Raw genomic sequence first — 18,786 nt, forward strand, 5'->3', positions numbered from 1 at the left:
GCGCGACTCCACAGAGTAAGGTCGGAGCCAAGGGCTCTTTGAACGCGTTCAGAGGGCCGTGACCATGGGGGAGGACGACAGTGAACGGGGCAGCAAAGGGCGCCATCATCGGCGGGGTGTTCCTCGCGATGGTCGGCGGTGCCGGATACGGGGTGTACGCGCTGGTCGGGGACGGCGGCGGGGACGGGGACGACGTCTCCGCCCTGTCCGAAGGCACCGGCCCGGTCAAGGAGAAGGAGGCCGAGGCGGCCGCGAAGGCCTTCCTCGCCGCATGGGCGGCCGGCGACGAGCGGGGAGCGGCCGACCTGACCAACAACGCCGCGGCCGCGCAGAGCGCGGTCGGGGAGTTCCGGACGAAGGCGTACGTCTCCAAGGCCGTGATCACCCCCGGCAGGGCGAACGGCACGACCGTGCCCTTCAAGGTCGAGGCGGAGATCACCTACGAGGGCACGACCAAGCCCCTCGCCTACGACTCCCAGCTCACGGTGGTGCGCGGCCTGACCAGCGGCAAGCCCCTGGTCGACTGGCAGCCCTCGGTGATCCACCCGCAGCTGCAGAAGGACGAGAAGCTGCGCGCGGGCGCGCCGGCGAGCCCGCCGGTCAAGGCTGTCGACCGCAACGGCGAGGAGCTGACCGCGGAGAAGTACCCCTCGCTGCGCCAGGTCCTGGACGAGCTGCGCCAGAACTACGGCACCAGGGCGGGCGGCAGGGCCGGGGCCGAGGTGTGGATCGAGCCGGCGGCGAAGGACGCTCCCAAGCGGACCCTGCTGACACTGGTCGAGGGCGAGCCGAGCACCCTCAAGACGTACCTGGACGCGAAGGTGCAGGCGGCGGCGGAAGCGGCGGTCGGCAAGTTTCCGGAGGCCTCGGTGGTCGCCGTGCAGCCGAGCAGCGGGCACGTCCTGGCCGTCGCGAACAACCGCAAGGACGGCTTCAACGCGGCGATGAGGGGCAACCGGGCCCCCGGATCGACGATGAAGATAGTGACGGCCGCGATGCTGATGGACCGCGGCCTGGTCGCCGCCGACAAGGCCGCGGAGTGCCCGAAGACGGTGACGTGGGGCCGGGAGTTCCACAACCTGAAGAACTTCGACCTGCCGCCCGGTACCAGCTTCGCGACCTCGTTCGCCCGGTCCTGCAACACCGCCTTCATCAAACAGATAAAGCCCGTCGACGACGACTCCGCACTGCCCAAGGAGGCCACGGAGGTCTTCGGCATCGGCCTGGACTGGAAGACCGGCATCAAGTCCACCGACGGCAAGGTCCCCCCGGCGACGGGCGCCTCGGCCGCCGCCGCGTACATCGGGCAGGGCCAGATCACCATGAACCCCCTGAACGTCGCGTCCATCACGGCGACCGCCCGCACCGGTGTGTTCCGCCAGCCGTTGCTGGTCTCGCCGGAGCTCGACGGCCGGACGATCGCGACGGCCGAGCGCCGGATGAAGTCCTCCGTCCAGCAACAGCTCGTCGGCATGATGAAGCTGACGGCGACCAGCGGGACCGCCCGCGAGGCCATGGCCCCGGTCCGCGGCTCGGACAAGGGCGCGAAGACCGGCTCGGCGGAGGTCGGCGGCGCCGACGCCAGCCCGGACAGTTGGTTCACCGGCTTCAGCGGCGACGTGGCCGCGGCCGCGATGGTCGAAGGCGGCGGCCACGGCGGCGAGGCGGCCGGCCCGATCGTCGCGGCGGTACTGAACGCGCGCTGACGCCGGGGCCGCCGTTTCGCCGAGGCGCTGAGCGCCTGGGTCGGCGACCTCGTCGGCCACGCCGGCGCCGCCGGCGCCGCCGGCGCCGCCGTGGCCGCCGTGGCCGCCGTGGCCGCCGTACGCGAGGTCCCCGGCCGGTCAGAGGGCTGACCGCAGGGCCCGGACCAGGGCCTGGGCGCGGGGGTCGGCGGTGACCGACTTGGCCAGGGCGTTGGTGACGTAGCCGAAGCCGATGCCGGCCTCCGGGTCGGCGAAGGCCAGGGAGCCGCCGCGGCCGGGGTGGCCGAAGGAGGCGGGCGAGAGCAGCGGCGAGGCGGGGCCGTGCAGCATGTAGCCGGCGCCGAAGCGGGTGTTGACGACCAGTACCCGGTCCGGGCCCGAGGAGTGTTCGCGGGCGGCGAGTCCGGTGGTGGCCGGGGTGAAGATCCGCGCGCCGTCCTCGACCACGCCGATGGTGGCCCCGTAGAAGCGGGCCAGGGCGCGGGCCGTGCCGATGCCGTTGGAGGCGGGGAGCTCGGCGGCCCGGTACGCGGGGGCGTTCTCGTCAGGCAGCGGGTCGATGGCGGCGAAGGCGCGGCGGGTGAGGGAGCCGGGGTCGGCGTACGCCTCCGAAACGTTCCTGCGCGGCCGGGTCCTCAGCATCCCGGCGCTCTCCGGCGGGTCGACGGGGGCCACCCGGCCCACCCGGCCGGCCTCGGCCTCCGCCTCCGGCAGGCCGATCCAGAAGTCCACACCGAGCGGCTCGGCGATGTCCTCCGCCAGGACGGAGCCCAGCGTGCGTCCCGTCACCCGGAGCACCAGCTCGGACAGCAGCCAGCTGTAGGTCTGCGCGTGGTAGCCGTGCCCGGTGCCGGGCTCCCAGAAGGGGCGCTGTGCGGCGACGGCGCGCGGCCCGGACACCCCGTCCGCGGCCTCGGCGGGGGTCAGCCCCCGGTCCAGGGCCGGTATGCCCGCGCGGTGCGCCAGGAGGTCCCGTACGAGGATCCTCTCCTTGCCGCCCGCCTTGAACTCCGGCCAGTACGAGCCGACCGGCGCGTCCAGGTCGAGCAGCCCGCGCTGGTGCAGGAGCAGCGGGACGGCGGCGGCCACGCCCTTGGTGGCGGAGCGGACGATCTGCGCGGTGTCCTCGGTCCACGGCTCGGTGCCGTCGGCGTCCCGGGTGCCGCCCCACAGGTCGACGACCTTGCGGCCGTCCCGGTAGACGGCCACGGCCGCGCCCCGGTCCCCGAGCACCTCGAAGTTGCGTACGAACGCGTCCCTGACGGGCTCGAAGCCCTCCGCCACCGTCCCGCGGACATCCACGTCTGCTCCCACCACCTGCCGCGACGCCGAGGGCGCCTACGTCTACCCCTACGCCACAGAGCAACGCTGACCGGACGGTCCTGCTTCCCGGGTCCCGGGAGCGACCCGTGGGGCCCGGCATACCGGCCGGCGGACGGAGTCCGACGCAGCGGCCCGAAGGCCGCGAGGCGTCCCGGCGCCGATCAGTGCGAGGGGTGCGCCACAAGGGGCGTACGGGGGTCGAAGCCGAAGGGCAGCTCCAGCCGGTGGGCCCGCATCAGCTTCTCGTCGCACAACAGGTCCTGCGTGCGGCCGTCCGCCGCGATGACCCCCTCGCTGAGGACCACCGAGCGCGGGCACAGCTCCAGCGCGTACGGCAGGTCGTGGGTCACCATCAGCACGGTCACGTCGAGCGAGCGCAGGATGTCGGCGAGCTCGCGGCGCGAGGCCGGGTCCAGGTTGGAGGAGGGCTCGTCCAGGACGAGGATCTCCGGCCGCATGGCCAGTACGGTCGCCACGGCCACCCGGCGGCGCTGCCCGAAGGACAGGTGGTGCGGCGGCCGGTCGGCGAAGTCGGCCATGGCGACCTGGTCGAGTGCGGCCCTGACCCGCTCCTCCAGCTCCGCGCCCCGCATGCCGGCCGCCGCCGGTCCGAAGGCCACGTCCTCCCGCACGGTCGGCATGAACAGCTGGTCGTCGGGGTCCTGGAAGACGATCCCGACCCGGCGCCGGATCTCGGCCAGGTTCCGCTTCTCCACCGGGAGCCCGGCCACGGCCACCGAGCCGACCCCGCCGGTGAGGATGCCGTTGAGGTGCAGCACGAGGGTGGTCTTGCCGGCGCCGTTGGGGCCGAGCAGGGCGACGCGTTCGCCGCGCCCGACGGTCAGGTCGACGCCGTACAGGGCCTGGTGGCCGTCCGGATAGGCGTACGCCAGCCCGGCGACTTCGAGCGAGGGGGCGGGGGCGGGGGTAGCGGTCACAGGGTCCATCCCATCAGACAGACGGCGAGGGCCGTCACCGGGAGCACGGCCGCGTACGCCCACTGGCCGCGCGTGGCCACGGCCTCGTCGATCACCGGCATGGAACCGGCGTAGCCGCGGCTGACCATCGCCAGGTAGACCCGCTCGCCGCGTTCGTAGGAGCGGATGAACAGCGCGCCGGCGGTCTTCGCCAGCACTCCCCAGTGCCGGATTCCGCTCGCCTCGAAACCGCGCGAGCGGCGGGCGACGGACATCCGGCGCAGCTCGTCACCGATCACGTCGCCGTAGCGGATCATGAAGGAGGCGATCTGGACGAGCAGGGGCGGGAGCCGCAGCCGCTGGAGGCCCAGCAGCAGGGCCCGCAGCTCGGTGGTCGAGGCGAGCAGGACGGACGCGGCCACGCCGAGGGTTCCCTTGGCGAGGACGTTCCAGGCGCCCCACAGGCCGGAGACGCTGAGCGACATGCCGAGCACCTCGACCCGCTCGCCCTCGGCCACGAAGGGCATGAGCACGGCGAACGCGACGAAGGGGACCTCGATGAGCAGCCTGCGCAGCAGGAGGCCTGCCGGGATCCGGGCCACGGCCGCGACGCCGGCGAGGAGGAGTGCGTACAGGCCGAAGGCCCACACCGCCTCCCGCGGGGTGGACACGACGACCAGGACGAAGCCGAAGGTCGCGGCGAGCTTGCAGTGCGGGGGCAGGGCGTGGACCGGCGAGCGGCCCGGGCGGTAGAGCCTGTGGGCGTGGCCGGCGCCCATGTCAGGCGACCGGGGTGGAGGTGGCGGTGGCGGTCATGTCGTCCGTGCGGCGGCGGCGCACGGCCCAGAAGATCCCGGTGCCGGCGACGACGGTGACGCCGACGCCGATGACGCCGGCGAGTCCGCCGGACAGGCGGGCGTCGTCGACGTCCTCGACGGCGTAGTCGGCGAGGGGCGAGCCGGCGGCGGCGTGCTCCTCGACCTTCTCGTCGATGCCCTTGTCGGCGGCGACCTTCTCCAGGCCGTCGGGGCTGGCGGAGGCGTAGAAGGAGACGAACCCGGCGAGCACGAGGGCGGTGGCCAGGCCGGTCGCCCACACCTTCTTCGTCGAGCCGGCCGCGGCACCGGCCGCGGGCGTCGGAGTCGCGGCGGGCGCGTCGACGAGCGCGCCGTCGACGCGCAGCTTCAGCGGCGTGGTCAGCCGGCGGGCCCCGTGCACCAGGTCGGGCCGTACGGCGATCACGGCGCCCACGGTCGCTGCGGTGATGAGGGCCTCGCCGATGCCGATGAGGACGTGTACACCGACCATGGCGGCGAGCACCTTGCCGAGGGGCACGTCGGTGGTGCCGCCGACGGCGAAGACGGCGGTGAAGGCGGCGGCCGCGGCGGGCACCGAGAGCAGGGCCGCGACGAAGCCGGCCACGGTCACGGAGCGGCGGGTGGGCGGCAGGACGCGGAGCAGGCCGCGGAAGACCAGGTGCGCGGTGACGACGGTGACGACGCCCATGACGGTGATGTTCACGCCGAGGGCGGTCAGGCCGCCGTCGGCGAAGAGGATGCCCTGCATCAGCAGGACGACGGACACGCAGAGCACACCGGTGTAGGGGCCGACGAGTATCGCGGCGAGCGCGCCGCCCAGCAGGTGGCCGCTGGTGCCGGCGGCGACGGGGAAGTTCAGCATCTGCACGGCGAAGATGAAGGCGGCGACGAGTCCGGCGAGCGGCGCGGTCCGCTCGTCGAGTTCGCGGCGGGCGCCGCGGAGGCTGACGGCCACCGCCGCGGCCGCCGCCACTCCGGCGGCCACCGAGACGGGTGCGTTGATGAATCCGTCGGGCACATGCATGGAGTGGGCTCCGCTTCTTTACGGTCTTTAACCGTTCAAGAGTAATGCCCAGTTGCAAACCGTTGGCAAGAGCGGGTGCACCACAAATAGCGTCGCGCGTTTTCGTGGGAATGTGCGAGGCTGGAGGGTAAACGGACGGGTACGTTCCGATTCGAGGAGTCTGGTCGATGTCAGCCCCCGCCGAGAATCTCCCAGCGACCGCGACCGCGGCCCCCGTAGAAGAGCGGGTCCGCGCCCGTGTGATCACGGACGACCCCCTCTACCGGGCGATCCCCGTAGCCCTGCGCTTCACCCCCGCCGAGCCCCTGGCCGTGCGGATCGTCTTCCCCGCCGACCTGTCCCCCGAGGGCACCGACAACGAGTGGGTCTTCCCCCGGGCGCTGCTCGAAGCGGGCCTCCAGGCTCCTACGGGGACCGGGGACGTTCGCGTCTGGCCCTGCGGCCGCGTCCAGGCGATCGTGGAGTTCCACTCCCCCGAGGGCGTGGCGGTGGTGCAGTTCGACATCGCCGCCCTGCGCCGCTTCCTGCGCCGCACGTACGCCGCCTCCGCCACGCGTTAGCCCGCCCGGCGCAACGGGCCCGGCCCCGCACTCCCCTGTCGATCGGGGGGTACGGGGCCGGGCCGTCCTGACGCGGCGGTCAGGCGTTGACCAGCTCGCGGTCCTTGTCCGGGCCCTCGCCCTGCGCGGACTCGGCGAGGTGCTTGCGCAGGCTCTCACCCTCCACGTCCACGTTCGGCAGCAGCCGGTCCAGCCACTTGGGCAGCCACCAGGCCTTGTGGCCGAGGAGCGCGAGCACCGCCGGGACGATGGCCATGCGGACCACGAAGGCGTCGAAGAAGACCGCGACGGCCAGACCGAAGCCGATCATCTTGACCATCTGCTCGCTGGCCCCGATGAAGCCCGCGAACACGGCGATCATGATGACGGCGGCGGCCACGACGACCCGCGCGCTGTACTGGAAGCCGGTCACGACCGCCTGGCCCGGGCGCTCGCCGTGGACGTACGCCTCGCGCATGCGGGTGACGAGGAAGACCTCGTAGTCCATGGCCAGGCCGAAGACCACGCCGACCATGAAGATCGGCATCATCGACATGATCGGACCGGTCTGCTCCACCCCGAAGACCGAGCCGAGCCAGCCCCACTGGAAGACCGCGACGACCGCACCGAGGGCCGCGACGACCGAGAGCAGGAAGCCGAGGGCCGCCTTGAGCGGGACCAGGACCGAGCGGAAGACGAGCATCAGCAGCAGGAAGGCGAGGCCGACGACGAGTGCCAGGTAGGGCAGCAGCGCGTCGTTCATCTTCTGCGAGAAGTCGATGTTCATCGCGGTGGCGCCGGTGACGAGGACGTCGTCGCCGCTGCCGTCGCGGATCTCGTGGACCAGGTCCTCGGTCTGGGTGGAGGAGGGGCGGTCCTTCGGGATGACGGTGATCACCGCGGCGTCCCCGGCCTCGTTGGGGGTCGGCGGGGTGACTGCGGCAACGCCCTCCAGGCCCTTGATCCGGTCGACGGTGGAGTCTGCGAGGGCCTTGTTCCCGTCGACGACCACCATCAGCGGGCCGTTGAAGCCCGGGCCGAAGCCCTCGGACAGCAGGTCGTACGCCTGGCGCTGGGTGGTGGAGACCGGCTGGGCGCCGTCGTCCGGCAGGCCCATCTCCAGCTTGCTCGCCGGGACGGCGATGACGCCGAGGCCGATCACACCGGCCAGCAGCACCATGACGGGGCGGCGCAGGACGAACCGGGCCCATCGGGTACCGCCGTTGGCCTTCTTCTCGGCGCCGGCGGGCTTGCCCTTGCCGAACAGCTTGCTCTTCTCGCCCGCGGGCAGGACCTTCTTGCCGGCGAAGCCGAGGATGGCCGGGACCAGGGTGAGCGCGACGAGCACGGCGATGACCACCGTGCCCGCGGCCGCGACGCCCATCTTGGTCAGCATCGGGATGTTCACCACGGCCAGGCCCACCAGGGCGATGACCACGGTCAGACCGGCGAAGACCACAGCGGAACCAGCGGTTCCGGCAGCCCGGCCGGCGGCCTCGTCCCGCGCGCGGCCCTCGGCGAGCTCCGCGCGGTAGCGGGAGACGATGAAGAGGGCGTAGTCGATGCCGACCGCGAGGCCGATCATCGTGGCGAGGGTGGCGGTGGTGTTGCCGAGGTCCAGCACGTTGGCGAGCGCGGTGATGGAGGAGACGCCGATGCCCACGCCGATGATCGCCGTCAGCAGCGGCAGACCGGCCGCGACCAGCGAGCCGAAGGTGATCACGAGGACGATCGCGGCGACGAGGATGCCGATGATCTCGCCGGAACCGGTCTCGGGGGCCGCCATCAGGGCGTCACCGCCGATCTGGACGTTCAGGCCCGCGGCCTTGGCGCCGTCGCCGGACTCCTTGAGCGCCTCGCGGGTGGCGTCCTTCAGCTCCATGCCGCTGACGGTGTACTTGGCGCTGATGTAGGTGGTGGAGCCGTCCTGGCTGACCGCCTGCGTCTCGTACGGGTTGGTCACGGAGGAGATCTGCTCCGCGCCCGGACCGGTCTTCAGCCCGCCCACGATCTTCTCGACCTCGGCCTTGGGGCCGGGGTCGGTGACCTTCGCGCCCTGGGGGGCCTTGACGACGATGCGCGCGGTGGCGCCGTCGGCGGCCATGCCCGGGAACTTCTTGTCCAGCAGGTCGAAGGCCTTCTGGGCCTCCGTGCCGGGTATGGAGAACGAGCCGGAGGTCGGGGCGGCGGCGGAGGCCGCGCCGAATCCGGCGGCGAACAGCAGCGCCACCCAGAGGAGGGCGACGAGCCCGCGGCGCCTGAAGGCGCCCCGGCCGAGTCGGTAAAGGAAGGTGGCCACGTCGTGGTTCTCCCGTTCAGGTCGTGGGATGGATCCGGAGGGATCAGGGCGTGGGGAGCCGGCCCGACGACGAGAGCGGCGTGTCAGGAGCAGCAAGCCGGCACGGGATGCCGGGACTGGGGACGGGGAGTTCAGACGCCGAGGGCGGGGAAGACCACGGCGTCGATGAAGTCACCGAGGAACGCCCGGTCCACCGGCCGGTCCTCGATCAGCGGGAGCGCGATGAACGCCCCGATGAGCATGTGCGGTACGAAGCCCAGGGCCGGGCACCCCGGGGCGATCTCGCCCCGGTCCACCGCGCGCTGCAGCATCACCTGCAGCCCGGTGATCTCCGGGTCGACCAACAGGTCCCGCAGCGCCTTGTGGAGCTCCGGGCTCTCGTGGACGGCATGGGCCAGACCCCGCATCAGCGCGGTGTCCTTGGCCATCTGCGCGTCGTCCGAGTGCTCCACCATGAGCGCGAAGTCCCCGCGCAGGCTGCCCGTGTCGATCTCGCGCAGCGAGACGGGCTGCGTGCACCGCAGGGCCTTGGCGACCAGCTCCGGCTTGCTCCCCCACTGGCGGTAGAGGGTGGCCTTGCTGGACTTCGTACGGGCGGCGACCGCATCCATGGTCAGCGCCTCGTAGCCGACGTCACGCAGGAGGTCGAGGACCGCCTCGTGCAGTTCGGCCTGCCGTTCGGGGGTGATCCGGCTGCGCCGGGCCGCCATCGCCTCGGTCATCTCCGTGCCCTCCATCCGAACGAAACTGTTCCGTACGTTCAAGACGATACCCCCCTCGCAAGCGAAACGAAACCGTTCCGTTTCGCTGAAAGGGGTGGCGTGGATCACCAGTACGAGTTGCCGCGGGCCCTCCACGCGGAAAGCATTGGGGGGTGAGTCACGACGTCGCGTACCTCCGGTTCCCGCACCTGCACGACGACCTCCTGTGTTTCGCCACCGAGGACGACCTCTGGGTCGCCCCGCTGGTCCCCGACGGCCAGACCCCCGGACGTGCCTGGCGGGTCACCGTCGACCGGACCCGGGTCGGCCACCCCCGCTTCTCCCCCGACGGCCGCCACATCGCCTTCACCACCTGGCGCAGCCTCGATCCCGAGATCCACCTGGCGCCCGTCGACGGCGGCCCCGCCCGCCGGCTGACCCACTGGGGCGCCACCGACACCCGCGTCTGCGGCTGGGACCCCGACGGCAACATCCTCGCGGTCTCGTCGCACGAACAGCCGTTCTCGTACTTCTCCTGGGCCTACAAACTGCCCACCGACGGCAGCCCCGGCGGGCGCCTGCCCTGGGGGCCGGTGTCCGACATCCAGGTCGCCGACATCGACGGCGAGCACCGCAGTCTGCTGCTCACCGGCAAGCCACCGCACGAGCCCGCGGCCTGGAAGCGCTACCGGGGCGGCGCCATGGGCCGCCTCTGGCTCCACGGGCGCCAGCTCCTGGAGCACCTCGAAGGGCACCTGGACGCCGCGATGTTCGTGGGCGGCCGGATCGCCTTCCTCTCGGACCACGAGGGCATCGGCAACCTCTACTCCTGCCGGCCCGACGGCACCGACCTGCGCCGCCACACCGACCACGACGAGTTCTACGCCCGGCACGCCTCCAGCGACGGCTCCCGGGTCGTCTACCAGTGCGCCGGGGACCTCTGGCTCGTCGACTCCCTGGCCCCCGACGCCACCCCGCGCAAGCTCCAGGTCCGCCTCGGCGGTCCGCGCGCCGGCCGGCGCAGCTACCAGGTGCCGGCCGCCAGCCACGTCGACTCGCTCTCCGTGGACGCCACCGGGCGGGCCAGCGCGGTGGTGGTGCGCGGCAGCCTGTACTGGCTGACCCACCGCGACGGGCCGGCCCGGACCATCGCCGACACCCCGGGCGTGCGGGTGCGGCTGCCGGAGATGCTCGGCAGCGGCGGACAGGTCGCCTACGTCACCGACGCCGAGGGCGAGGACGCCATCGAGATCGCCTACCTGCCCCGGGCCTCCGGCGAACGGCAGCCGCGCCGGCTGGCGTCGGGCGAGCTGGGTCGCGTGACCGAGCTGCTCTCGGATCCGGACGGGGAGCGCCTCGCCATCGCCTCGAACGACGGGCGGCTGCTGCTCGTCGACGCGACGGAGGAGTCCGACGGCGAGGTCACCGAGCTGATCCGGTCCATCAACGGGCCCGTCACCGACCTGGCCTTCTCCCCCGACGGGACCTGGCTGACCTGGTCGCACCCGGGCATCGGGCGCTCGCTGCGGCAGATCAAGATGGCCCGCATCTCCGGGCCCGGCGCGCGCACCGTCGTCGACGTCACCAACGGCCGCTTCGCCGACGAGAATCCGGTCTTCACCCGCGACGGGCGCTACCTGGCCTTCCTGTCCTGGCGCGGTTTCGACCCGGTCTACGACGTGCACACCGGCGACCTGTCCTTCCCGCTGGGCTGCCGCCCGTACCTGGTGCCGCTGTCCTCAGCGACCCCCTCGCCCTTCGCCCTCTCGGCCGAGGGGCGGCCGGCTGCGGGCGGACTGGACCCGGCCGAGGGCGACTCGGAGAACTCGGGCGAAGGCAGCGCCGTGACCGTGGAGGTGGAAGGGCTGGAGAGCCGGGTCACCCCCTTCCCGGTGAGCGCCTCCAAGTACTCGGCCCTGTACCCGGTCAGCGGCGGCGGACTGGTCTGGCTGCGCTGGCCGATCTCGGGCGCGCTCGGCGAGACCTTCGCCAACCCCAACGACATCAGCGGCAAGCCCACACTGGAGCACTTCGACCTGACCAAGGCCCGCAAGAGCGAACTGGCCTCGGGGCTGGACTGGTTCGCGGTCAGCGGCGACGGCACCCGCCTCGTCATCAACGACGACGGGGACCTGCGCGCGGTCCCCGCCACCGAGTCGGGCGACGGCGACTCCACGGTCTACCTGGACCTGCGGCGCATCCTGCACGAGGTGGACCCGGCGGCCGAGTGGCGCCAGGCCTTCGAGGAGGCCGGGCGGATCATCCGCGCGTACTTCTGGGAGCCGAACATGTGCGGCATCGACTGGGACGGCGTACTGCGCCAGTACCGCCCCCTGGTCGAACGGGTCGCCTCCCCCGACGAGTTCGCCGACCTGCTGCGCGAGGTCCTCGGCGAGCTCGGCACCTCGCACGCCTACGTCTCCCCCGCCCGCCGCAACGAGGGCCCCCCGCACTACCAGCGGGCCATCGGCCTGCTCGGCGCCAACCTGGTCCCCCGCGACGGGACATGGGTGGTCAGCAAGATCCTGCCCGGCGAGTCCTCCGACTCCAAGGCCCGCTCCCCGCTGGCCGGAACCGGCATCCGGGAGGGCGCGGTGCTCACCCACGTGGACGGCCGCCCCGTGGACCCGGTCGCCGGCCCCTACCCGCTGCTGGCGGGAGCGGGCGGCACCACGGTCGAGCTGACCTTCCAGCCGGCGGACGGCTCGGGCCGCTCCCGCCGGGTCGCCGTCGTCCCGCTGATCGACGAACGGCCGCTGCGCTACCAGGACTGGGTGTCCAAGCGGCGCCAGGTGGTCCGGGAGCTCAGCGGCGGCCGGTGCGGCTACCTCCACATCCCCGACATGGGCGGCTCGGGCTGGGCGCAGTTCAACCGCGACCTGCGCATGGAGATGTCCCGGCCCGCGCTGATCGTGGACGTACGCGGCAACGCGGGCGGCCACATCAGCGAGCTGGTGGTGGAGAAACTCACCCGCTCCATCCTCGGCTGGGACCTGACGCGCGACGCCCAGCCCGTCAGCTACGCCTCCAACGCGCCCCGCGGCCCGATCGTGGCGCTGGCCGACGAGGCGACCTCCTCCGACGGGGACATGATCACCGCGGCCTTCAAACTGCTGGGGCTGGGACCGGTGGTGGGGCAGCGCACCTGGGGCGGGGTGGTCGGCATGACGGGCCGGCACACCCTCGGCGACGGCACGGTGATCACGGTGCCGATGAACGCCGCCTGGTTCCCCGAGTACGGGTGGTCGGTGGAGAACCACGGCGTGGAGCCGGACTTCGAGATCCTGCGCACCCCGCTCGACTGGGCGGAGGGGCGGCACGCCCAGATGGACGACGCCGTGCACCTGGCGCTGGAGCTGCTCGAACAGGACCCGGCCGCGATGCCGCCCGGCTACACGGACGTACCGGACCGGCGTCGTCCGAAGCTGCCGCCGCGGGAGTGAGCGGCGGACCGGACGCGAGGGGCGCGGCCGTCCGTGACGGCCGCGCCCCTTCCGGGCGTCCGGTGCCGGCCGATCAGCGGCTCCGGGTGCGCTCCTGCTCGTCCGCGGCGCCGCCCGCCCCGACGAGCCCCCGGGAGACACCGGACAGTCGGGGCTCGAAGCGCTTCATCTCCCGCTGCCCGACCGTCGCGATGATCCCGGGCAGGTAGCCGCGCACCCCCTGCATCCCGCGCAGCCACCACTGCGCGTACACGTGCGGGGAGCGCCGCTCGATGCCCGCGACGATCCGGTCGACGGCAGGCCCCAGCGGGTAGGTGCGGTTCGACGGCCACGGCAGCCTCTGGCGCAGCTCCCGCATGACCTCGTCCTGGTCGGCGCCGCGCACCATGTCCGTGTCGGTCCAGGAGAGGTAGCCGACGCCGACGCCCACGCCCTTGTGGGCGACCTCGGCGCGCAGGCAGTGCGCGAAGGCCTCGACGCCGGACTTGGACGCGCAGTAGGCGGTCATCATCGGCGCCGGGGTGATGGCGGCGAGCGAGGCGATCTGGAGGAAGTAGCCGCGGCTCTCCGTCAGCACGGGCAGGAAGGCCCGGGCGGTGACGGCCCCGCCGATCAGGTTCACCTCGATCACCCGGCGCCAGGCGTCGGGGTCGGAGTGTGCGAACGGTCCGCCCGCGGCGACGCCCGCGTTGGCGACGACGATGTCGACCTTCCCGAAGCGCTCCTTGGCCTCCTGCGCCACGCGCGCCATCGCCTCGTGGTCGGTGACGTCGGCGTACCAGTGTTCGCTGTCGGTGTGCAGGCGCTGGGAGACCTCCTTGAGGGCCTCCGGCTCCAGGCCGACGAGCGCGATCTGCGCGCCCCGGGCCGACAGCTTGCGGGCGAGCAGCTCGCCGACCCCGCGGGCGGCCCCCGTGACGACGGCGACCCGGCCTTCCAGACTCCTGCGAGCACTCACGGTGTCTTCTCCTTCTCGGTGGTGTCGAGATAGTGCGCGGTCAGCTCGCACAGGGCACGGGTGACGGCCTCGGGAGCCTCGACCGGGGTCATGTGCCCGATGCCGGTGAGCTCGGTGAGGCCCACGCAGTTCGGCAGCGCCGCGGCGAGTCCTCGGGCGTGCACGATCGGCGTGAGCCGGTCCGCGGTGCCGCCGATCACGGTGGTGGGGACGGTCAGCCGTGCCACGTCGGCGTCGAGGTCCAGCCCGGACAGCACCCGGGACCAGGCGTGCCGCACCCCGGTGGGGCACGCATGGACGATACGGGCGCACGCCTCGACCTTGTCGGGCGCGGAACCGGGGCCCATGGTGGCGTACTTCAGGATCGAACGGGCCACGGGCGTGACCGGTCCGAGCGGGGCGCGCGATCCGAGGAACGCGCCGGTGACACGGGTCCGGGCACGCCCGGCGCGGACCGGCAGCACCCGCGCCTGCGCGACCAGGGCGGAACTGCCGGTGCTGCACAGCAGCGCGGCCGCGGCGTGCTCGGTGAACTCCGGCCGGGCCGCGGCCGCCATGATCGTCATGCCGCCCATGGAGTGCCCGGCGACGACCGCGCGCTCCCCCGGGGCGAGGGTGGCGCCGAGCACCGCCACGAGGTCGTCGGCGAGTGCGGTGGTGCTGTGCTCCCGGGCGGCGGGGCTGCGCCCGTGTCCGCGCTGGTCGTAGGCGACGACCCGGTGGGTGGCGGCCAGGGCCCGTATCTGCGCGGCCCAGAACGCGGTGGAGCAGGTCCAGCCGTGGGACAGCACCACGGGCGGCGCCCCCTCGTCCCCGTGCACCTCGACGTGCAGGCGGGCCCCGTCGGCGGAGACGGCGACGAGTTCGCGCCGCGCGGCGGGCGGGGCGTAGGGACCGGAGGTGACGTGCGCGGGCCGGCTCACGCGGCGCCCTCCGCCTGCGCGGCGAGCGGTGCGGCATCGGCGGCGGGCAGCGGCGCCGGATCGCGGGCCGGCAGCGGTGCGGGCGCCGTGATCCGGTCGCGCTCGCGCCCCCGTACCCGTACGACCTCGTACTCGGCGAGGTCGACCGTCCGGGTCTCGCGGCGGAACTCACCGGTCGTGCCGGGCCAGACGGTGGTGTTGCGCCCGTTCTCGTCCAGGTACCAGCTGGTGCAGCCGCCGGTGTTCCACACGGTCCGCTCCATCCGCGCCTGCACCATGCGGTTCCAGGCCTTCACGGCGGAGGGGCGGGCGGCCAGGGCGACCCTCCCGGCCCCGTCCGCCGTGCCGTTCCCGCCGAGCACGGTGAGCTGGCGCAGGTAGTCGGCCATGTAGTTGAGCTGCGACTCGATCATCAGGATCATCGAGGTGTTCCCCAGCCCGGTGTTCGGGCCGATGATCGTCATCCAGTTGGGGAAGCCGGCCGCGGTCGCACCGCGCAGCGAGGCCATCCCGTCCTTCCACGTGTCCGCGAGGGAGCGGCCGTCGACGCCCACGACCCGCTCGGCGATCGGCAGGTCGGTGACGCGGAAGCCGGTGCTGAAGACGATCGCGTCGACCTCGGCCTCGGTTCCGTCGGCGGCGACCAGGACCGAGCCGCGGACCTCCTTCAGCCCGGAGGCGACCAGGTCCACATTGGGCCGGGCCAGCGCCGGATAGAAGGTGCTGGAGAGCAGGATCCGCTTGCAGCCGATCCGGTAGGAGGGCGTCAGCCTGGCGCGCATCGCCGGGTCCTTGATCGACCGGGCCATGTTGGCCTTGGCCAGGGCCTCGACGAAGCCGAGCTGGTTCGGCCGCTTGGTGAAGGCGCCGACCTGGAGGTCCCGGATCGCCCAGGTCAGCCCGCGGCGCGCCGCCTGGGTGAAGGGCAGCCGGCGGTGCATCCAGCGCTCCACCGCCGTGATGGCCCGGTCGGTGCGCGGCATCACCCACGCCGGGGTCCGCTGGAAGAGGGTGAGGCGCTCCACGTCGGGGGCGACGGCGGGCACGATCTGGATGGCGGAGGCGCCCGTACCGATCACGGCGACGCGCTTGCCGCGCAGGTCGTAGCCGTGGTCCCAGCGCGCGGAGTGGAAGACCTTGCCGGGGAAGCCCGCCAGACCCGGGATCTCCGGGAGCTTCGGCTCGGACAGCGGGCCGGTCGCCGACACCACGACGTCGGCGGTGAGCTCCCCCTGCGCCGTCTCGATCTCCCAGCGCAGTTCCGACTCGTCCCAGCGCATCATCCGGACCTCGGAGTCCAGCCGGATGTGCGGGCGCAGTCCGAAGGTGTCGGCGACGTGCTCCAGGTACGCCCGGATGTGGGGCTGCCCGGAGAAGGACCGGGGCCAGTCGGGGTTGGGCGCGAAGGAGAAGGAGTACAGGTGCGACGGCACGTCGCAGGCGCACCCGGGATAGCTGTTGTCGCGCCACGTGCCGCCGACCGAGCCGGCGCGTTCCAGCACGACGAAGTCGGTGATCCCCTCGCGCCGCAGCCGTACGGCGGCGCCCAGTCCGCTGAACCCGGACCCGATCACCGCCACGCGCACGTGCTCGCGCGCCCGCCCCCTGCCGCCCTTGTCACCCATGTCCGCCGCCTTCCGCCTCATCGCAGTCCCAGCCACGCAACGCCGCACACAACATCGAAACACTGCCAGCAATCACTGGCACAATCGGGAGGGTAGAGCAGCCCCGTACTCATGGGTAGGGGGCGGACCCGGAAAGTTACCGCCGGTACCTCATAGGCTGCATCCGTGGCGAAGGATGAGATGCAAGCGAAGACGGGGCGCGAGTACCGCACCGAGGAGCTGGCCGAAGCGGCCGGCATACCGGTGCGCACCCTGCGCTTCTACCGCGAGCGCAGACTGCTCCCGCCGCCCCGCCGAGAGGGCCGCATCGCCTGGTACGACGACCACCACCTGGCGCGGCTGCGCACCATCGCCGGCCTGCTGGAACGCGGTCACACCCTCGGCGGCATCGCGGAGCTGACCGCCGCCTTCGAGAAGGGCCGCGACGTCGGCCAGCTGGGCGAGCTGCTCGGCATCGGCCGGTCGGAGGAGACCCCGGTGCGGCTCACCCCGGAGGAACTGGCCGACTACTTCGAGGGCGAGGTCACCCCGGAGAACCTGGCGGCCTCCCTCGACCTGGGCTACCTCGCCGTGGACGGCGACACGATCGTGCACGTCAGCCGCCGCCTGCTGGACGTCTCCTCGGCGCTGGTACGCGAAGGGGTGCCGCTGGCGGCGGTCCTGGAGACGGGGCGCCGCGTCCGCGAGCACGCGGACGCGATGGCGCTGCTGTTCACCGAGCTGATCTCGGACCACATCTCGCCGGAGGCGCTCACGCGGCTGCGCCCACTGGCCAAGAGCGTGGTCGAGGCGGAGCTGACGATGGCGATGGACCGCCTGCTGGCTTCCGGGCCGGGTCAGACGCCGAGCTCGTAGACGACCGTCACGGGCGCGTGGTCGGACCAGCGCTCGGGGTGCGTCTCGGCCCGCTCGACGAAGGCCTTCACGGCCTTCGCGGCCAGCCCCGGGGTCGCCACCTGCAGGTCGATGCGCCAGCCGGCGTCGTTGTCGAAGGCGCGTCCGCGGTAGGACCACCAGGAGTACGGGCCCTCGGTGTCGGGGTGCAGCTCGCGCACCACGTCGACGTAGCCGGCCTGCGCGTAGACCTTCCCCAGCCACTCGCGCTCCTCGGGGAGGAAGCCGGCGTTCTTGCGGTTGGTCTTCCAGTTCTTGAGATCGGCCTCCTGGTGACAGATGTTCCAGTCACCACAGACGACGACCTCGCGCCCGTCGGCGGCGGCCCGCACCTTCAGCTCGGCGAGGTAGGTCAGGAACTCCCCCATGAACCGGTACTTCTCGTCCTGCCTCTCCGTCCCCGCCTCACCGGAGGGCAGGTAGAGGCTGGCCACGGTCACACCGGGCAGGTCGACCTCCAGGTACCGCCCGGAGGCGTCGAACTCCGCACTGCCGAACCCGACCCGCACCTGCTCGGGCGCGCGCCGCGTGTACAGCGCGACCCCGGCGCGCCCCTTCACGGCGGCCGGAGCGAAGACGGTGTGCCAGCCCTCGGGAGAGCGCACCCCGTCCGGGATCTGCCCCTCCTCGGCCCGTACCTCCTGCAGGCACACCACGTCGGCGTCGGATCCCGCGAGCCACGCCCCGAAGCCCTTCTTGGCGGCGGCCCGAATCCCATTCACATTCACGGAGGTCACAGTGAGCATCCCAGCACCATAGCGGGATGGTTCCGTACGATGTTCGGATGTCTCATGGGATCGACCTCCGCACCGTGCCGTACGACCACCCGGACGCGGTCAAGCTCAACGACCAGGTCCAGCTCGAATACCAGGTGCGGTACCAGGGCGAGGGCGACGCCACCCATCTGGACCCGGCTATGTTCGCCCCGCCGCAGGGCCTGTACATCGTGGCGTACGACACCACGGGCGCCCCGGTGGCGACCGGCGGCTGGCGCAGCCAGGAGCAGAACGACGAGGGCTACTCGGACGGCGACGCCGAACTCAAGCGGATGTACGTCGTCCCGGAGGCCCGCGGCCTGGGCCTGGCCCGCCGCATCCTGGCGACCCTGGAGGAGGACGCCCGCGCGGCGGGCCGCCTGCGCATGGTCCTCGAAACGGGCGACCGGCAGCCGGAGGCGATAGCCCTCTACCTCTCCGCGGGCTACACCCCGTCGCCGAAGTTCGGCTTCTACCGCTTCTACGACTCCAGCCGCTGCATGGCCAAACCCCTCCGGGCACACAGCCCCGCCGGGGTCTGAGGCGCGGGGGCCCTGGGCGGCGCCCCCGGCGACGGCGCCACCGACCCGTCTCCCGCAGCCACGGCTCCGCCGACCAGGCGCCTCCGGTGTCGGGGACGGCAGCCGCAGCGCCCGTACCAGCGCGGCTTCATGGTGCGGGTAGTTGGCGTGCCTGCGGACCCGGCCGTCGCGGTCCGCGGACCGCGACGGCCGCGCGCGCCAACTCCCGCACCGGGAGCGGCCCTTCCCGACAGCGGCGCTTGCGGCGTACCGCGCCCGTCCGACGAGCTCCGGTGCGCCACCGCGCGCCCCCCTGGACCGGGCCGGCCCGAAGTCCCAA

The 18,786-nt window shown here is 72.8% G+C and carries 15 protein-coding genes; 5 read left to right on the plus strand and 10 right to left on the minus strand.

Going from position 1 to position 18,786, the window contains the following annotated elements; all coding sequences use genetic code 11:
• Window positions 1-80 precede the first annotated feature (80 nt).
• Entirely contained in the window at window positions 81-1,706 is a 1,626-nt protein-coding gene (locus AB0F82_RS10255) for a penicillin-binding transpeptidase domain-containing protein (RefSeq protein WP_362625489.1), read from the plus strand.
• 138 nt (window positions 1,707-1,844) lie between these two features.
• On the opposite strand, the gene AB0F82_RS10260 is transcribed toward AB0F82_RS10255, so the two are convergent.
• From AB0F82_RS10260 to AB0F82_RS10275, 4 genes are all read right to left on the minus strand, one after another.
• A complete protein-coding gene (locus AB0F82_RS10260; RefSeq protein WP_362625491.1) occupies window positions 1,845-3,008 on the minus strand; it encodes a serine hydrolase domain-containing protein in 1,164 nt (387 codons plus the stop codon).
• A 182-nt stretch (window positions 3,009-3,190) separates the two neighbouring features.
• The gene (locus tag AB0F82_RS10265; protein ID WP_362625493.1) at window positions 3,191-3,976 is read right to left on the minus strand and encodes an energy-coupling factor ABC transporter ATP-binding protein; all 786 of its coding nucleotides are present in this window, start codon (window positions 3,974-3,976) and stop codon (window positions 3,191-3,193) included.
• Window positions 3,964-4,725, minus strand: coding sequence for a cobalt ECF transporter T component CbiQ (gene cbiQ, locus AB0F82_RS10270; RefSeq protein ID WP_356814687.1), 762 nt, complete (start codon window positions 4,723-4,725; stop codon window positions 3,964-3,966). The genes AB0F82_RS10265 and cbiQ overlap by 13 nt, the downstream gene beginning before the upstream one ends.
• A gap of 1 nt (window position 4,726) precedes the next feature.
• Window positions 4,727-5,788 (minus strand): energy-coupling factor ABC transporter permease, encoded by a 1,062-nt coding sequence (locus AB0F82_RS10275; protein WP_362625495.1) that lies wholly within the window; start codon window positions 5,786-5,788, stop codon window positions 4,727-4,729.
• 167 nt (window positions 5,789-5,955) lie between these two features.
• Here AB0F82_RS10275 and AB0F82_RS10280 point away from each other — a divergent pair, with 167 nt between their 5' ends.
• Window positions 5,956-6,348: an SsgA family sporulation/cell division regulator gene (locus tag AB0F82_RS10280; protein ID WP_362625497.1), complete on the plus strand. Its 393-nt coding sequence runs from the start codon at window positions 5,956-5,958 to the stop codon at window positions 6,346-6,348.
• A gap of 79 nt (window positions 6,349-6,427) precedes the next feature.
• Here AB0F82_RS10280 and AB0F82_RS10285 read toward each other — a convergent pair whose 3' ends face one another.
• Complete coding sequence (locus AB0F82_RS10285; protein ID WP_356814684.1) at window positions 6,428-8,626, minus strand: MMPL family transporter; 2,199 nt, start codon at window positions 8,624-8,626, stop codon at window positions 6,428-6,430.
• A 131-nt stretch (window positions 8,627-8,757) separates the two neighbouring features.
• The gene (locus AB0F82_RS10290; protein WP_030027812.1) at window positions 8,758-9,348 is read right to left on the minus strand and encodes a TetR/AcrR family transcriptional regulator; all 591 of its coding nucleotides are present in this window, start codon (window positions 9,346-9,348) and stop codon (window positions 8,758-8,760) included.
• A gap of 152 nt (window positions 9,349-9,500) precedes the next feature.
• Here AB0F82_RS10290 and AB0F82_RS10295 point away from each other — a divergent pair, with 152 nt between their 5' ends.
• Window positions 9,501-12,770 (plus strand): S41 family peptidase, encoded by a 3,270-nt coding sequence (locus tag AB0F82_RS10295; RefSeq protein ID WP_362625500.1) that lies wholly within the window; start codon window positions 9,501-9,503, stop codon window positions 12,768-12,770.
• A 73-nt stretch (window positions 12,771-12,843) separates the two neighbouring features.
• Here the strand turns inward: AB0F82_RS10295 and AB0F82_RS10300 are convergent, their stop codons facing one another.
• The 3 genes from AB0F82_RS10300 to AB0F82_RS10310 are packed head-to-tail and all read right to left on the minus strand — an operon-like array spanning window position 12,844 to window position 16,276.
• Window positions 12,844-13,728, minus strand: a complete 885-nt coding sequence (locus AB0F82_RS10300) for an SDR family oxidoreductase (protein ID WP_362625502.1) — start codon at window positions 13,726-13,728, stop codon at window positions 12,844-12,846.
• Window positions 13,725-14,651: an alpha/beta fold hydrolase gene (locus AB0F82_RS10305; RefSeq protein ID WP_356811874.1), complete on the minus strand. Its 927-nt coding sequence runs from the start codon at window positions 14,649-14,651 to the stop codon at window positions 13,725-13,727. The genes AB0F82_RS10300 and AB0F82_RS10305 overlap by 4 nt, the downstream gene beginning before the upstream one ends.
• The gene (locus tag AB0F82_RS10310; RefSeq protein WP_362625504.1) at window positions 14,648-16,276 is read right to left on the minus strand and encodes a flavin-containing monooxygenase; all 1,629 of its coding nucleotides are present in this window, start codon (window positions 16,274-16,276) and stop codon (window positions 14,648-14,650) included. Before AB0F82_RS10310 ends, AB0F82_RS10305 begins: the two co-directional genes overlap by 4 nt.
• Window positions 16,277-16,456: 180 nt before the next feature.
• Here AB0F82_RS10310 and AB0F82_RS10315 point away from each other — a divergent pair, with 180 nt between their 5' ends.
• Window positions 16,457-17,131, plus strand: a complete 675-nt coding sequence (locus AB0F82_RS10315; RefSeq protein WP_362625661.1) for a MerR family transcriptional regulator — start codon at window positions 16,457-16,459, stop codon at window positions 17,129-17,131.
• On the opposite strand, the gene AB0F82_RS10320 is transcribed toward AB0F82_RS10315, so the two are convergent.
• Window positions 17,113-17,916 (minus strand): exodeoxyribonuclease III, encoded by an 804-nt coding sequence (locus AB0F82_RS10320; protein ID WP_362625506.1) that lies wholly within the window; start codon window positions 17,914-17,916, stop codon window positions 17,113-17,115. The genes AB0F82_RS10315 and AB0F82_RS10320 overlap by 19 nt on opposite strands.
• Before the next feature lie 38 nt (window positions 17,917-17,954).
• Between AB0F82_RS10320 and AB0F82_RS10325 the strand changes: the two genes are divergently transcribed.
• Window positions 17,955-18,467 carry a GNAT family N-acetyltransferase gene (locus AB0F82_RS10325; RefSeq protein WP_356811871.1) on the plus strand — a complete coding sequence of 171 codons (513 nt, stop codon included), beginning with the start codon at window positions 17,955-17,957 and terminating at the stop codon, window positions 18,465-18,467.
• The last annotated feature ends 319 nt before the right edge of the window (window positions 18,468-18,786 follow it).

The organism is Streptomyces virginiae (assembly GCF_040638905.1).
GTDB classification, from domain to species: domain Bacteria; phylum Actinomycetota; class Actinomycetes; order Streptomycetales; family Streptomycetaceae; genus Streptomyces; species Streptomyces virginiae_B.

Coding starts and splice junctions, on each gene's coding strand:
- AB0F82_RS10275 (WP_362625495.1), bottom strand. CDS start 5,788: ATGCATGTGCCCGACGGATTCATCAACGCACCCGTCTCGGTGGCCGCC.
- AB0F82_RS10310 (WP_362625504.1), bottom strand. CDS start 16,276: ATGGGTGACAAGGGCGGCAGGGGGCGGGCGCGCGAGCACGTGCGCGTG.
- cbiQ (WP_356814687.1), bottom strand. CDS start 4,725: ATGGGCGCCGGCCACGCCCACAGGCTCTACCGCCCGGGCCGCTCGCCG.
- AB0F82_RS10290 (WP_030027812.1), bottom strand. CDS start 9,348: ATGACCGAGGCGATGGCGGCCCGGCGCAGCCGGATCACCCCCGAACGG.
- AB0F82_RS10265 (WP_362625493.1), bottom strand. CDS start 3,976: ATGGACCCTGTGACCGCTACCCCCGCCCCCGCCCCCTCGCTCGAAGTC.
- AB0F82_RS10320 (WP_362625506.1), bottom strand. CDS start 17,916: ATGCTCACTGTGACCTCCGTGAATGTGAATGGGATTCGGGCCGCCGCC.
- AB0F82_RS10315 (WP_362625661.1), top strand. CDS start 16,457: ATGCAAGCGAAGACGGGGCGCGAGTACCGCACCGAGGAGCTGGCCGAA.
- AB0F82_RS10325 (WP_356811871.1), top strand. CDS start 17,955: ATGTCTCATGGGATCGACCTCCGCACCGTGCCGTACGACCACCCGGAC.
- AB0F82_RS10280 (WP_362625497.1), top strand. CDS start 5,956: ATGTCAGCCCCCGCCGAGAATCTCCCAGCGACCGCGACCGCGGCCCCC.